This window comes from Pseudomonas sp. P7548 (genome assembly GCF_013386585.1).
Taxonomy (GTDB): domain Bacteria; phylum Pseudomonadota; class Gammaproteobacteria; order Pseudomonadales; family Pseudomonadaceae; genus Aquipseudomonas.
This window is the reverse complement of record NZ_JACARO010000038.1, coordinates 121087-134540: the sequence shown is the minus strand read 5'-3', so window position 1 is coordinate 134540 and position 13454 is coordinate 121087. Positions and strand designations below refer to the sequence as shown.

The 13454-nt window shown below is 61.7% G+C and carries 15 protein-coding genes; 8 read left to right on the top strand and 7 right to left on the bottom strand.

The window, feature by feature from the left end:
- Positions 1-12: 12 nt before the first annotated feature.
- The 5 genes from HX803_RS16310 to HX803_RS16290 form a co-directional block, all read right to left on the bottom strand.
- Entirely contained in the window at positions 13-1677 is a 1665-nt protein-coding gene (locus HX803_RS16310; protein WP_009876572.1) for a ParB family protein, read from the bottom strand.
- Entirely contained in the window at positions 1670-1930 is a 261-nt protein-coding gene (locus tag HX803_RS16305; protein WP_009876571.1) for a hypothetical protein, read from the bottom strand. Before HX803_RS16305 ends, HX803_RS16310 begins: the two co-directional genes overlap by 8 nt.
- Entirely contained in the window at positions 1914-2789 is an 876-nt protein-coding gene (locus tag HX803_RS16300) for a ParA family protein (protein ID WP_011871433.1), read from the bottom strand. The genes HX803_RS16305 and HX803_RS16300 overlap by 17 nt, the downstream gene beginning before the upstream one ends.
- A 42-nt stretch (positions 2790-2831) precedes the next feature.
- Positions 2832-3044, bottom strand: coding sequence for an AlpA family transcriptional regulator (locus HX803_RS16295; protein WP_009876569.1), 213 nt, complete (start codon positions 3042-3044; stop codon positions 2832-2834).
- A gap of 118 nt (positions 3045-3162) precedes the next feature.
- The gene (locus HX803_RS16290; protein WP_011871432.1) at positions 3163-3909 is read right to left on the bottom strand and encodes a hypothetical protein; all 747 of its coding nucleotides are present in this window, start codon (positions 3907-3909) and stop codon (positions 3163-3165) included.
- Between the two features lie 725 nt (positions 3910-4634).
- On the opposite strand from HX803_RS16290, the gene HX803_RS16285 reads away from it, so the two are divergent.
- Genes HX803_RS16285 through arsH form a run of 6 tightly spaced genes read left to right on the top strand, consistent with a single transcriptional unit; the run spans position 4635 to position 8907 of the window.
- Positions 4635-4958 (top strand): helix-turn-helix transcriptional regulator, encoded by a 324-nt coding sequence (locus HX803_RS16285; RefSeq protein WP_009876567.1) that lies wholly within the window; start codon positions 4635-4637, stop codon positions 4956-4958.
- Positions 4959-4962: 4 nt separating this feature from the next.
- Positions 4963-5457 (top strand): arsenate reductase ArsC, encoded by a 495-nt coding sequence (locus tag HX803_RS16280; protein WP_009876566.1) that lies wholly within the window; start codon positions 4963-4965, stop codon positions 5455-5457.
- Positions 5458-5467: 10 nt separating this feature from the next.
- Positions 5468-6538, top strand: coding sequence for an ACR3 family arsenite efflux transporter (gene arsB, locus HX803_RS16275; protein WP_178921899.1), 1071 nt, complete (start codon positions 5468-5470; stop codon positions 6536-6538).
- 2 nt (positions 6539-6540) lie between these two features.
- Positions 6541-7773, top strand: coding sequence for an MFS transporter (locus HX803_RS16270; protein ID WP_009876564.1), 1233 nt, complete (start codon positions 6541-6543; stop codon positions 7771-7773).
- Positions 7770-8192: an arsenate reductase (glutaredoxin) gene (gene arsC / locus HX803_RS16265; protein ID WP_009876563.1), complete on the top strand. Its 423-nt coding sequence runs from the start codon at positions 7770-7772 to the stop codon at positions 8190-8192. Before HX803_RS16270 ends, arsC begins: the two co-directional genes overlap by 4 nt.
- Positions 8185-8907, top strand: a complete 723-nt coding sequence (gene arsH, locus HX803_RS16260) for an arsenical resistance protein ArsH (RefSeq protein WP_011871430.1) — start codon at positions 8185-8187, stop codon at positions 8905-8907. The genes arsC and arsH overlap by 8 nt, the downstream gene beginning before the upstream one ends.
- A gap of 339 nt (positions 8908-9246) precedes the next feature.
- On the opposite strand, the gene HX803_RS16255 is transcribed toward arsH, so the two are convergent.
- Complete coding sequence (locus tag HX803_RS16255) at positions 9247-10038, bottom strand: LuxR C-terminal-related transcriptional regulator (protein ID WP_178921897.1); 792 nt, start codon at positions 10036-10038, stop codon at positions 9247-9249.
- Positions 10039-10176: 138 nt separating this feature from the next.
- Here HX803_RS16255 and HX803_RS16250 point away from each other — a divergent pair, with 138 nt between their 5' ends.
- Complete coding sequence (locus HX803_RS16250; RefSeq protein WP_178921895.1) at positions 10177-11280, top strand: extracellular solute-binding protein; 1104 nt, start codon at positions 10177-10179, stop codon at positions 11278-11280.
- 53 nt (positions 11281-11333) lie between these two features.
- Positions 11334-11579: a hypothetical protein gene (locus HX803_RS16245; protein ID WP_176996459.1), complete on the top strand. Its 246-nt coding sequence runs from the start codon at positions 11334-11336 to the stop codon at positions 11577-11579.
- Between the two features lie 55 nt (positions 11580-11634).
- Here the strand turns inward: HX803_RS16245 and HX803_RS16240 are convergent, their stop codons facing one another.
- Positions 11635-13374, bottom strand: coding sequence for a dipeptidase (locus tag HX803_RS16240; protein ID WP_178921893.1), 1740 nt, complete (start codon positions 13372-13374; stop codon positions 11635-11637).
- Between the last annotated feature and the right edge of the window lie 80 nt (positions 13375-13454).

Sequence of the window (13454 nt, the reverse complement as noted above, 5' to 3'; positions counted from 1 at the left end):
GGCCTCCCTCGCTCAGATCCCAGAACCGACAGCGCCGGCTTCCAGATCCAGCAGGCGCCGGGCCAGCCGCAGCAGACGAAACAGCTTGACCAGCGCGGTGTCGCTCAATCGCCGGGCCCCGCCGTCACGACGTTGACCCTGGCCGTGCAACAGCGCTGGCAGGTCTGTGATGAGTTGCCCGCTGTCCAAGCCGACGCCGGCTGGCTGCTGACCGGCCAGGGAAACCAGTAGTGCGAGCACGGCGCGTGCGAGCGGCGACGAAGCCTGGGCTGGGGCACGACACGTGAACCCGATGCCATCAGAACGATCCTCGACACACGCGTCCAGGTCGGCCTCGCCCGCGATCTCGCGCGCGAACTGCGCGATGTGGATGCGCAGGCGGTCGGGTGTGTCGAGGCCAGGGTCGATATACCAGATGTCCGAGATGGGATAGAGGCCACCGGCCTGCACGGGAATCGACTGCAAGACGTTGGCCGAGAAGTCGGGCGGCAGCGCATCGCCCAACTGGTCGGCGACCATGCGCTGGATGGACTGGAGCCGCTCCGTCGTGGGTGCCGGAGAGATGATGTGCTCGTCAAGCAGACCGCCATTCGCTGCCGCAGGGCTGGCTGCGGATGCCTCGCTCGGGGCCCCATCGTCCCGGGGCCTTGTCGGCGCGTCGGCAGAGTGGCCCGCAGAAGGTGCAGTTGTAGTGGGGGGCGGTGCCGGTTCGATCGGCGGCCGTGCGATGGCCCCAGGCTCGGGCAATGCCGGCGGCGCCGATGGCGGGGTTGGGTCGCTGACCAGGGCGCGGTGGCGGCTCTCGGATTCGGTCAGGTCCAAGGCGAGCACGTCGTAGTCGATGCCCAGCAGCTCGGACATCTGACCGATCAACTCGTCCTGCACACGCGGCGGCGAGAACTCGTCGGGCTGGACATCAAATTGCGACAGCGCCTCCAGAAAGAAGCTGTCGAAGTCCAGCGGCAGGGAGCGGCCTTTGGCATAGTGCTCCCACGTGCGTTCGCTGGCTTTGCGCATGACCGACAGCCGCTCGACCTGGTGGCGGCCGAGGCCCCCGTATAGGACGGTCGGGATCGCGGGCAGCAGGTAGCGCACCGCGTCAGCCATGCGGCTGATGTGCGACTGCTGGACTGGGAAGCCGTCGGCGGCCAGGCGGCGGGCCAGCTCGGACTGGCTCAGGGTGGTGCCGCTTTCAGCCTCATAGAACTCGCGGGCTTTCTCGACGCCCAGGGCGCGCTCGATGAACGTGAGGCCGCCGCGTAGTTCGTTCTCGGCGAGGTGCCCGGTCAGGGCGACGATCTCTCCGCGCGCAGGCCACGGCCGGAACAGGCACGATATGCGGAAGAAGCGTTCGTCCTTGGTCTCCGCCCAGAGTTCACGCAGGATCGCCAGCCTGGTGTTGCCGCCGTTGCGGATGATGTAGTGCGCCTCGCCAGGACGGCGTGTGATCGCTGGCGCCGCGTCCAGGCCGCGCTCTCGGATGGAGGCCTTGATTTCATCGTAGGCCGAGTTGCGCTTTTTGCGGGGGTCGTGGTCGTAGGGCCGCAACTGGTCCAGCGTCACGACCATCGGCGTGTCGGCGATCGGGTCGCTCAAGGCCGTGGCCGATGGCCCACTGCGCTCGAACCCGGCGGCAAGCAGCTTGCCGGCCATGTCCTGGGAGGTCATCTCAGCCATGACCACATCCCTCGGCGTTGACGGCCCGGGCCATGCGGGCCTCGCGCTCGGCGCGGCGGATCTGTGCACGGGCGTTGAGATCCGCCCGGTAGTCGCTCGCTGTTGAGCTGGTGTAGATGGCGGCGCAGCCGGCCTTGGTGAACTTGAGGTGTCCGCCCCGTGTGCGCTTGACGTGCCAGCCTTCGCTCACCGCAAACTCAATCAGGGCGCGCAGCCGTTTGTGGCCGCGGGCCAGTTCATGTGCGTTCGCCATGTGACCTCCCGGTTTCAATGGAACGAGGAGGACGGCCGGACACGAGGGCAAATCTGTCTTGCCACTGTGGGAACAGTTCGCCGGCGAGCGCGCGCATGGTGTCGAGCGCGGCGGGCGCAACTCTGCCCGGCGGCTGGCGATGCTCGACGCGATGCACCGGCAGGCCGCGGGTTGCGGCGCGCGGATAGGCCTCGATGGCCGGCACGTCGGTGCCCAGCACGCATATGCCGGCATGGTCCTGGAACAGGTCGCGCAGCGCCTGCTGGATCATCCGTGCATTCGCGGACACGGGGTGGACGCGATTGATGAGCAGGTGCAGGGATGGCGGTTCGATGCCGAGGTGCCGGTATGGCGCGATGTCCTCCAGCAACTGCATGGTGCCGCGTCGCAGTTCGCGGGCAGCGAGAATTTCCGGGGTCACGGGCGACAGCGCCAGGTCAGAGGCGAGCACCGCCATCTCCAACAGCACCGAGCGTGCACCCTGGGTGTCGATCAGCACCAGGTCATAAAGCGGCGCCAGCGCCGGCAGCAGGTGCCGCAGTCTCAGGCGTCCGTCTGGCGCGTGCAGTAGCAACGTGTTCAGTTCACCCCGGTGATCGTTCGAGAGCACCAGGTCCAGGCCCGCGATGATGGTGCGGGACACCAACTGATCGAGGGCGCGTTCGTTGAACGCCAGCAACTCATAGATACCGCCGGCAGCGCGGTGTGCCAGCTCGTAATAGGACGACAAGGTCGGCTGCACGTCGAGATCGAGCAGCAGCACACGCAGCCCCGCGTCCGCGGCGAGGCCGCCGAGGTTGGCGGCCGTAGTCGTCTTGCCTACGCCGCCTTTCGTTGAAATTATGGATACGACCTGCATGGCGCTCTCCGTTTGGCGATGGGAAAATCGAGGGGGAGCGGGTCAGGTCCGGTTGTTGAGGCGTTCGGCGATCCACTGGTCGATCTCGACCGAATCCCAGCCCACGGCGCGCACGCCCAGGCGCAACGCCTGCGGAAACTGGCGCTTCTTCATCAGGTTGTAGATGTGGGCGCGTTTGAAGCCGGACTTCGCTTCAACTTCATCGAGCCGCAGGATGCGGCGCTCGTGCGGTGGCAGTACAGGTATTTGCGACATGGCGGTCACTCCTGAACGCTCAGTAGCGTTTGTTGGCGTGACCTCTATTCAATAGACATGGCTGCGGAAAAACATTGCAAATGCAATCTCCGCGACTGCACATACAAGATGGAAGAATTCACGCGGCTGCGCTACGGACATTCTTCCTGGCATTGGCGAACTTGCCGTTCAAGGTTCGCTCCGTGATGCCCATGGTGCCGCCATAGTGGGCGAGCAATGCGGTGACGATGGCCTCCTGCGTCTTGAAGCTGGAGTACGGCACGCCGGATGGGGATTGGCTCAGCATCAGCGTCAGCATGCCGCCGATGATGTTCAGGTATGTAGTTTCCGCCCGATCACTGATCACGCACTGCTTGGGAGCCAGCAGTACGGCGGACTGCTTTAGCAAGACTTCGTGTTGCTGTTGCAGTTCGCGCATCTCGCGTCGGCTATGGTCCAGCGCGGCCTGCAGAGCCAGCCGTTCCAGCAGGATTGCCTGTCCTGTCTCGATGGTGATGAAGGGATGCACCATGCGCTCGCCGCGACTGAACAGAAATCCCGGCCGATGCTCGGGATAGTGGGTGCGCATCCACCGCTTCAGATCGACATGGCGGACGGTCAGATCGAGTGAACTCACCAGATCTGGGTCATTAAGTGTGATCCCGTTCTTGCCGAAGGGTAGTTCGGCGTTGAGGATACCGTCGTAGATGCGTTCCGAGTACAGCCGACACTCGTTCCATCGCGGGCAGTCCAACATCTGCGGCAGACAACGCGGTGATGCGATCGATGCGACGATCACCGCTTCGTACCGCAACAACCCAGCCCACCGTATGGCAGCTTCGATGGGACGATAGAACACCTTTGATAGTGGTGGCTCCTTGTGCATGTTTTCGTCTCCTTTCGGAAGCGCTACATCACCGGCTCCTTCTTGCCCCACCAAGGGGCTGTTTTTTCGTTATGCCTGTGGCTGATGCCTGGGGCGATGCCCTGGAACATGGACGGAAGAGATCATGGCACCCGTCACAGGTGGTTCTCTCTTGCTCGATATGCAAGAATTGACCAGTTGCCGGTCCGTCGAGTAATAAGGAAGAAGCACGCTCGACAATTGCGCTCACGGTGCCAGCGTCATGGGGTGCGTCAAGCACATCAAGACCGATTCGATATGGTCTGATATCCCCACGGTTTCACAAGGCGCAGGGGATTGCATCCGCTGCTCCACGTCCAGAGGGACCTGGAGAAATCCGCGCATGTCATGCTTGTTTCGGCATCCTGATATATCGACATAGCATCTTGCGGCGAAGCATTTTGCTTGGTTCAATCCAACGCACTTTGCGTTCACGCGCCTGCGGTGTGGGCCAAACATGGTCACATCGCATCAGGATGCAGTGCAGTTCTATCGCCCGCTAGGCATCCTGCCTTCCCTTGAACTAGTCCGTGGTGCGAGAAGGCATCCGCCGCTCTTGATAGAAGCATCTTGCTGCCGCGATGACTTTGATGGGCGTGATGCGCGGAACATAGTCCAAGAACTCGACGGCGGTATGCCGCGAAGCCATGAATGACTTGCCCGCTGATTCTTATCCATTAATTCAATAATTGTTGTACTATCGAATCATGAACGAAGATCAAGCCGTTTCCGCCCTGAGCGCCTTGGCGCACACCCAGCGCCTGCGTGTGTTCCGCGCCCTGGTCGTCGCCGGCCCGGAAGGACTCACGCCCAGCGTGCTGGCCGACCAGCTCGACGTGGCCCGCAACACCTTGTCCTTCCATCTGAAGGAACTGGCCCACGCCGGCCTCGTCAGCATCGAGCAGCAAGGCCGCAACCTGATCTATCGCGCCGAATACGACCACATGAACGGCCTGATCGGCTACCTGACCGAGCATTGCTGCCAAGGCGGAGTGTGCGAGGTTTCCGAATCCACCCGCTGCGACTGCTGACGCCATGACCGACACGATCTACAACGCATTGTTCATTTGCACGGGTAATTCCGCCCGCTCCATCCTTGCCGAAGGCATGCTCAACGAGCTGGGCAAGGGCCGCTTCCACGCTTATTCGGCGGGCAGTCACCCCAAGGGCGAGGTTCATCCGCTGGCACTTGCCACGCTGGAGCGGCTGCACCTGCCGACGACCGGCTACCGCAGCAAGAGCTGGGACGAGTTCGTGGCACCGGGTGCGCCGGTGTTCGACTTCATCTTTACAGTTTGCGACAACGCTGCTGGGGAGGCTTGCCCGCTGTGGCCGGGCAAGCCGGTGTCGGCGCATTGGGGCGTCCCTGATCCGGCAGCCGTCGAGGGCACTGAGGAGCAACAGCGCAAAGCGTTCCTCGACGCCGCGATCACGCTGCGCCGACGCATTGAACTGTTCCTGTCGCTGCCGCTCCAGCGCCTGGACGCCATGTCGTTGCAGCGCGAGCTGCGCGACATCGGCCGCCAGTAAGGGCGGCGCGATGACTACAGAAACCGAAGCGGCCGGTCACGCGCCGGCCGCATCTGCCATGAGCAGCTTCGAGCGCTATCTGACCCTGTGGGTGCTGCTGTGCATCGTTGCCTGCATCGCGCTGGGCCAGTTCGCGCCGGGCGCGTTCCAGGCCATTGGCCAGCTGGAAGTCGCCCAGGTCAACCTGCCGGTGGGCTTGCTGATCTGGGTGATGATCGTGCCGATGCTGCTGAAGGTGGACTTCGGCGCACTCGGCCAGGTCAGGCGACACTGGCGCGGCATCGGCGTCACGCTGTTTGTGAACTGGGCGGTCAAGCCGTTTTCGATGGCGCTGCTGGCGTGGATCTTCATCCGCCATGTCTTCGCACAGTGGCTGCCGGCCGGGCAGCTGGACAGCTACATCGCCGGGCTGATCCTGCTGGCCGCCGCGCCCTGCACGGCGATGGTGTTCGTGTGGAGCCGGCTGACCGGCGGCGATCCGGTGTTCACGCTGTCGCAGGTGGCGCTGAACGACACCATCATGGTGTTCGCCTTCGCGCCCGTCGTCGGCCTCCTGCTGGGCCTGTCGTCGATCATCGTGCCATGGGCCACGCTACTGGTGTCGGTCGCGCTCTACATCGTCATTCCTGTCATCCTCGCGCAGCTCTGGCGCCGGGCGCTGCTGCGCCGGGGTCAGGTTGCGTTCGACCGGGCGCTGGAACGTATTGGCCCGCTGTCGATCGCCGCGCTGCTACTGACGCTGGTGCTACTGTTCGCCTTTCAGGGAGAGGCCATTATCCGGCAACCGCTGGTGATCGCCATGCTGGCGGTGCCGATCCTGATCCAGGTGTTCTTCAATTCCGGGCTGGCGTACTGGCTCAACCGCAAGGTAGGCGAGAAGCACAGCATCGCCGGCCCCTCGGCACTGATCGGCGCGAGCAACTTCTTCGAGCTGGCCGTGGCCGCCGCCATCAGTCTGTTCGGCTTCCACTCGGGCGCGGCGCTGGCCACCGTGGTTGGCGTGCTGATCGAGGTGCCGGTGATGCTGCTGGTGGTGCGCGTGGTCAACCGCTCGCGCGGCTGGTACGAGCGCCAAGCGTAATCATGGACAACACCATCCCGCGCTCTCGCGGCTGGCTGATTCCCTCGCTCGGACTGACGCAGATCGTCGCGTGGGGGTCGATGTTCTACGCCTACGGCGTCCTGATGCAGCCCATGCAGGACGAACTCGGCCTGTCCAAGCCCGCCATCGTCGGGGCTTATTCGGTGGCCTTGCTGATCTCGGGACTGCTTTCGACCGCGGCCGGCAGCATCATCGACCGCATCGGTGGACGTCTGCTGATGGGAAGCGGCGCCTTGCTGGCCGCCGTCATGCTCGCGTGCCTCTCGCGGGTACACAACGCGACGGAGCTTTACCTCGTGTGGGCCGGTATCGGCGTGGCCATGAGCGCGACCTTGTACCAGCCGGCCTTCGCGGTCATCACGCAGGTCCATGGCAGCAACTATCGCCGGGCGATCACGCACCTGACGTTGTTCGGCGGTTTCGCCAGCACGGTATTCTGGCCGCTGACGCAAACGCTGTTGCAACACGTCGGCTGGCGCGAGGTCTGGTTGATCTATGCGGCCGCGAACCTGCTGATCTGCCTGCCCATCCATGCCAGCCTGCCAAAGGGACGCGGCCCGGCACACGGCACACCCCCAGCGCGGACGGAAACCCGATCCCGCAATCTCACCGCGGTCATGCGCGAACCGGTGTTCTATCTCGTCACGGCGGCTGTGACGCTGAATGCACTGGTGTTCGCGGCGATGTCGCTGCACATGATCCCAGTCTTGCAGGCACATGGCATCTCTGCCGCAAATGCGGCCTGGGTCGGTGCGCTGATCGGGCCAATGCAGGTACTCGGCCGTGTGGTGCAAGCCACGGTCGGCAAGCGGGCCAGCACGCGCCAGGTCGGCATGGCGGCCATCAGTCTGCTGCCGCTGTCATTGCTCCTGCTCTTTGCTTCCGAGCAGTGGCTGCCGGTGTATGTCGTGTTTGCCGCGCTCTACGGCATCGGCAATGGCGTCATGACGATCGTACGAGGCGCCTTGCCCGCCGAGCTGTACGGTCGGGCCGCTTATGGCGCCATCAGCGGCGCGATGGCGACACCCGTGCAGATCGCAGTGGCCGCCGGCCCCTTCGTGGCCTCGCTGCTGTATTCCGCCGGCAACGGCTATCCCGGCACGCTGCTGGCCCTGACCGGCATCAGCGCGGCGGGCGCGATCCTGTTCGGCTATGTGATCAGGCATCTGCGCCAGCAATCCATGCTTCTCTCGAACGAAGGCACCTCGACATGAGCCACATCACGATCTACCACAATCCCGATTGCGGCACGTCACGCAACGTCCTCAGCCTGATTCGCAACAGCGGCGAGGAACCGGCTGTCATCGAATATCTGAAGACACCGCCCGACCGCGACATGCTGAAGGCGCTGATCGCCGCGATGGGCATCCCGGTACGCGCGGTGCTGCGCGAGAAAGGCACGCCGTATGCGGAACTCGGCCTGGGAGATCAGAAGTGGAGCGACGAGCAATTGATCGACTTCATGCTCCAACATCCGATCCTCATCAACCGACCTATCGTGGTCACGCCGCTGGGCACGCGCCTGTGCCGCCCGTCGGAAACAGTGCTCGACATCCTGCCGCAACCGCAGCGCGGCGCGTTCAACAAGGAAGACGGCGAGCCGGTAGTGGATGTGGAGGGCCGTCGTGTCTGAATCCCGTCTCGACCTGCCGAACATCGACGCCGCATTGCTCCAGCCGCCGGACATGGAACGGCTACTGGCACCCGAACGTTCCACCCATGCGCCACGCTTCCTGCTGCTCTACGGCTCGCTGCGCGAACGCTCGTTTAGCCGACTGGCCGCCGAAGAGGCAGCCCGCGTGCTGCGGGCGTTGGGCGGCGAGACGCGGCTGTTCAACCCGTCGGGCCTGCCGCTGGTGGATGACGCGACCGAGGATCATCCCAAGGTCAGGGAACTGCGCGAACTCGCGCAGTGGGCCGAGGGTATGGTGTGGAGTTCGCCGGAGCGCCATGGCGCGATGTCCGGCCTGATGAAAACGCAGATCGACTGGATTCCGCTGTCAGTCGGCGCGGTGCGTCCGACTCAGGGCAAGACGCTGGCAGTGATGCAGGTGTCGGGCGGCTCGCAATCTTTCAATGCTGTCAATCAGATGCGCGTGCTGGGCCGCTGGATGCGGATGCTGACCGTCCCCAACCAGTCCTCGGTCGCCAAGGCGTATCAAGAATTCGATGAAGCGGGACGCATGAAACCGTCGGCCTACTACGACCGCATTGTGGACGTGATGGAGGAACTGATGAAGTTCACGCTGCTCACGCGCGATGCGTCGCCGTATCTGGTGGACAGGTATAGCGAGCGCAAGGAAAGCGCCGAGGCGTTGACCAAGCGCATGCAGCAGGCGGTAATCTGATAACCCCTGATTCCATTCGCCTATCGCCGCACGACGGCCTTGGCCACTGGAGGCCCCATTGCATCGCGACAGCATCGTAGGGCGGTGCGACTGCGAAAAGAGCAGTCCTTGGACTTCAATGGAAGTCGTTGGATGAACTTTGTTGCCGAGGGCGAAAAACAAGGCTATAATTCAGGCCTTCGCTGCTCACCACAGCGGAGAAAGTGATTGGGAAACAGAGACTTATCGCTCTAGTGCATGACTCGTTTCCCGCTCCATATTCAACAAAAACGCCGATCAGAGATGATCGGCGTTTTTGTTTGCGCGTTTTATTGCTTCGGCGGCCCAGGGCCGCCGAACTCAATTCAGCACATGGGTTTCTTGCTTGGGCATGAAGAACCGGGCAAACAACTCGGACTGCGACTTGATGTTCAGCTTGTTGTAGATATTGCGCCGATGAACCTTGATGGTTTCCGCCGACAGCGACAACTTGCCAGCAATCTCCTTGTTGGAGAAACCGCTCAACAGCAACTTGAGCACATCCTTTTCGCGGGCGGTGATCTGCGTGCCCAACTGCACAATGGTTTCCGACCACGCCGGTGGCTCGCTGAGGTTTTTTTCCACTTCGCTTTCAAAACTCATGCGCTGATGCATCAAGGCCGTGACCCACGGCTTGATGATGTCCAGGATCGTGATCTGCTCCTGGGTGAAGCGTACGTTGCTGCCCAGCGAAATGCACAGCGTCCGGTCGGCGTCGAGCTGCACGTTGTACTGCGCTTCATCGACGGTGATGTATTGCGCGAAATACTGGTGGTAGTACTCGGTGGTCAGGAAGTGTTCCGGCGCGATGTCCAGCAGGTGAAAAAAGCCGGTCTGCGGGTTTTCCCGGTTGGCGATATAAAACGGATCCAGCAGGTACAGCCCTTTTATATAGCGATGAATAAAGGCATCGATTTCTTCGGAGTCCACCACTTCCGGCAGGCTGATGACTTGCACTTGCTGGTCGCTGAACACCACGACCACCCAGTTATCGATCTGCACATATTCATTCAGTACGCGAATCAGCGAGCTCCAGAAGGCTGGGCGATTCAACTGCATGATCAGCTTCCCCGCTGATCGATGCCAGGCCAGGTTATGAAGGTCGAGCGACATTTTCTACCCCTTTAGGGTTAGGGATTTTCAGGTCAAAGGTAAGTATTTGTAGGTATTTACTATTCAACGATGCCCGGTATATTCACCAGCGAGCGAATGAAGGCCATGAGGGCCTATCGTTTTGACAAGGATAGTCATATGAGTAAATCACATTTGCGAGCCATTTTTTTGGCCTCGCTCCTTGCTGTTGGCACCAGTACGGCGACACAGGCTGCAGCGCCTGGGGTGTACCTGTATAACTGGTTCGGCCTTCTCGCCCCGGAAACCCCAAAGCAGTTCGAGCAGAAGACCGGTTCACGGCTGCACATGGATCCGTTCGACAGCGCCGAGATCATGCAAAGCAAAGTCATGGCCGGACGCACCGGGTACGACGTCGTCGTTGCCACCTCCAATACCTTGCCAGGCCTGATCAAGGCCGGCGTCCTCCAGCCGCTGGACCGCAAGCAGCTGAGCAACTATTCCCATATCGACCCCGACATGCTCAACCTGCTGGCGGCGAACGACCCCGGCAATCTCTACGCCGTGCCCTACCTGTGGGGCACCACCGGCATCGGTTATGACGTCGACAAGGTCAAGGCCGCACTGGGCGAGAACGCGCCGGTGAACAGCTGGGACCTGATCTTCAAAGAGGAAAACATCAGCAAGCTCAAGTCGTGTGGCGTGGCCATGCTCGACTCGCCGAGCGAGATCATTTCGATCGCCCTGCATTACCTGGGGCTGCCCAGCAACAGCCAGAACCCTGAGGACTATCAGAAGGCCCAGGCACTGCTGCTGAAAATCCGCCCTTACATCGTCTACTTCGACTCATCGCGCATCGATGCCGACCTGGCGGACGGCAACATTTGCGCCGTCGTCGGCTGGGCCAACGGCGCGCTGGCGGCGCAAGCCCTCAACGAGAAGAACAACACCGGCCGCACCATCGCCTACAGCCTGCCTCGCGAAGGCGGCCTGGTCTGGTCGGAGAACTTCGTGCTGCTCAAGGATGCCCCGCACGCCAAGCAAGGCATGGCTTTCATCAACTACATGCTTGAGCCGCAAGTGATTGCCAAGAGCTCGAACCACACGCTGTACCCCAACGCCAACAAGGACGCCACCGAGTTCGTCGAGCAGAAGCTGCGCGACAACCCGTGGATCTACCCAGACAAAAAGACCATCGCCGAGCTCGTTCCACTGGAGCCCTTGCCCTCGAAGTTGGAGCGCATCCGCACGCGTGTCTGGACCAAGGTAAAAAGCGGCACCTGATCTGCGTTTCACACGCTGTGCCGGCTTCAAGACATTCCAGGGAGGGAAGAATCATGCGCCGAGGCGATTGCCCACGCGGCTTGGAGCCGGACGACTACAAAGCCTACAAGGAAATAGAGGAACAGATTGGGCACTGCACACCTGAGCAGGCCTGGGCCATGTATTTCGTTTCCACCGGGATGGTGCGCGAATACATCACCTTGGCCGTGATGGAACATATCGGCCGGGGCAATAAAGCCTTGTTGTTCGAATTCCCCGAGCTGGCGCTGGTGGAGCGGGGCGGTCTCGCACCCAACTGATCCTTCCAACAAAAAAGCCCGCCATCATGGCGGGCTTTTTGTTTTCATCGCGTGATCAGAGCTTTGGCAACTGCCCGACACGGCCCATCATCTCGGTGACAATCTGCAGGTCCAGCAGGAACTGGTCGACGGTCTTGAACTCGCTGTCGGTGTGCCCGGTGTACTTCACTTCTGGGCGCGCCAGGCCAAACTGCACGCCGTTGGGCAGCTCATGCACGGAGGTTGCACCGGCCGAGGTGCCAAATTCGTGCTTCATGCCCAGGTTCTCGCTGGCCACTGCCAACAAGGCCTTCACCCATTCGCCTTCCGGGTTGCGATACATCGGCTCGGCGACGGAGTAGGTGAAGCCCACCTTCACTTTGGTTTTCTTGTCCCAGGCACTGAGTTTGTCTGCAATTTCGGCCTTGAGTTTTTCCGGTGACTTGCCCTTCGGCACACGCAGGTTGACCGCCAGCTTGAAGCCTTTGTCATCCTGGCCCACAAACGTCAGCGACGCGGTCAGCGGCCCCATGAAGGCATCGGAGAAACCCACGCCTAGTTTATTGCCCAGGTAGTCCAGGCCCCAGTTGTCGGCGGCATAGTGCGCCGCATCGGTGATGTGGTTGTGCTTGAGTGCCACCTTGCCCTCAAGGCTATGGATCAGGCCCAGCATTCGCGCGACAGGGTTGACGCCGGCTTCCGGTTCCGAAGAGTGCGCCGAGACGCCCGTGACCGTCAGTTTGACCTCCTTGTCGACCACTTTGGCGTCGACCTGGAAGTTGCCGCCATTGCGCTTTGCATACTCAGCGCCGGCCTTTTGCAGGTTGGCAGCCAGCTCGGCCGGCTTATCGCTGAGCAGGGTCGCCACCGACGCCGATGGAATCTGGTTGGTGGCCATGCCGCCGGTCATCGAAATGATTTCTGCGCCTTTGCCTTCGCCTTTGCGCACCGGGAAGGTCGCCATGACCGTGCCGTAGCCTTTTTCGGCGATGACCACCGGGTAACCGCCGTCCAGCGCCAGGTTGTACTGCGGCGTCGGGTTGTGTTCGAAGTAGTAGGGAATCGCGTCGCCGTTGGTTTCTTCGGTGGTGTCCACCAGCAGTTTGAAGGTGCGCGCCAGCGGCAGCTTTTCTTCCTTGATCACCTTCATGGCGTACATCGCCACCACGATGCCGTTCTTGTCATCCTCGGTGCCACGGCCATACATGCGGTCGCCGATCAGCGTGACCTTGAACGGGTCGAGCTTGGTGCCGTCTTTGAGCACCCAGTTCTCCGGCGTCACCGGCACCACATCGGCATGGGCGTGGATGCCCACCACTTCATCGCCGCTGCCTTCCAGGGAGATTTCGTACACGCGGTTGTCGATGTTGCGGAAGTTCAGGTTGAAGGCCTTTGCCAGGTCCTGGATCTTGGCGGCGATCTTGAGGAATTCCGGGTTCTTGTACTGCGGCACGCCTTCAATGTTGAACGTGGGGATTTCCACCAGCTCGCGCAGGGTTTCGGTCGCGGCCTTGCCGTACTTCACCCGCGTGTAGATGCCCAGCAGGCGGTTGATTTCGTTCTGCTGGTCGGCGTTCAGCGTCTGGTTGCCGAGGAACCCATTGATTGCCGGGCCCACGTCGCTGGTTTTTCCTAAGTCGCCCTTGGTCAGGGCGCCGAGGAAACCGCGAAAATCGCTGACCGATGTTTCGTTGAACTGCTGCAGAATCTGCGCGCTTTGCTCTGGGGTAATGTTGGCAAAGGCCGCGTTGGACAGAGTCGACAGGCTGGCCGCGAACAGGGTAGCCGCCACCAGTTTTTTGAGTGGAAAGTGCATGGAAAGATGCATTCCTTTGCAGATGGTGAGTGGGAAATTTCTGATTAATCTGTCAGAAACATTTCCACACACTACCATTA